Origin of the sequence: Anaerotruncus sp. 1XD42-93, assembly GCF_009917605.1 — a bacterium.
Classification (GTDB): domain Bacteria; phylum Bacillota; class Clostridia; order Oscillospirales; family Ruminococcaceae; genus Anaerotruncus.
The window spans coordinates 1-947 of sequence record NZ_QZEG01000192.1; the positions used below are offsets into that span (position 1 = coordinate 1).

Annotated in this window: 1 protein-coding gene; it reads left to right on the forward strand. The window is 53.4% G+C overall.

The genetic code is table 11. The features are described 5' to 3' along the window. Nucleotides 1-39: 39 nt before the first annotated feature. Nucleotides 40-897: a hypothetical protein gene (locus tag D5269_RS17970; protein WP_147408087.1), complete on the forward strand. Its 858-nt coding sequence runs from the start codon at nt 40-42 to the stop codon at nt 895-897. The last annotated feature ends 50 nt before the right edge of the window (nt 898-947 follow it).

Here is a 947-nt window from a genome sequence, read left to right on the forward strand (position 1 = left end):
TATTAATTTTGTGATGAATGTTTGGAAGGAGGAAGCAGCGTGCCCCAGACGAGGCAGCATATACAGGGAGAGCGTCCGATGCATCAGCATAGAAGGACGGAAACAGGAGTTCTATTGACGCAGGAAAGCATAGAGCAGTTCTTGGATGCCTGCCAAAGCAGGGGCCGTGTGGAAGGGACGCTGCAATGGTACCGTCGGGGACTGAACCGCCTCTACCAGGCGCTGCCGGAGGATAAGTTTATCCGTCAGGGTGCGCTGGAACGGTGGCGGGAAGAGTTGGTGGAAATGGAGTACACGCCAGGTACTGTCAATATGTTCCTGTCGATTGCGAACTCCTATCTGGACTTTGTAGGGCATCGGGAGTGTCAGCTGGCAAGCCAGCTGAAGCCGAAAAGCAGTCTCCAGCCAGAGCTGACCCGCGAAGAATATGTTCAGCTGCTGCGCACCGCGAAAGCTTTGGATAAAGAGCGGCTGTACCTGCTGGTCAAACTGTTTGCTTCCACAGGATTATCTGTGCAGGAACTCCCCAATGTCACAGTGGAAGCGGTCCAGAAGGGAGAGATTGTCCATTTCCCCCATAAGGTAGAGCAACGGGTGCGAATTCCAGAATGCTTGCGGAAGGAATTATTGGGATATATCCGGCGGAATGGCTACACATCCGGGCCGATTTTTCAGAATAAGGACGGAGGCCCGCTCAACCGGACCTATGTGTCAATAGCGATCCGGAGGCTTTGTGTGGAGGCCCGGATTCCGGAGGAGAAAGGAAATCCTAGGTGCCTGAAGAGGCTGTACCAGAACACCCGGTCGGACATCGAAAACAACGTCGCGATGCTGGTGGAGCAGGCGTTAGATCGGGTGCTGGAGCAGGAGCAGAGCGCGATCGGGTGGGAAGCGTGATGCACTGCTTTTGAAAGTCCAATCATAAAAGTTTTAGTCGATTTTTTTCA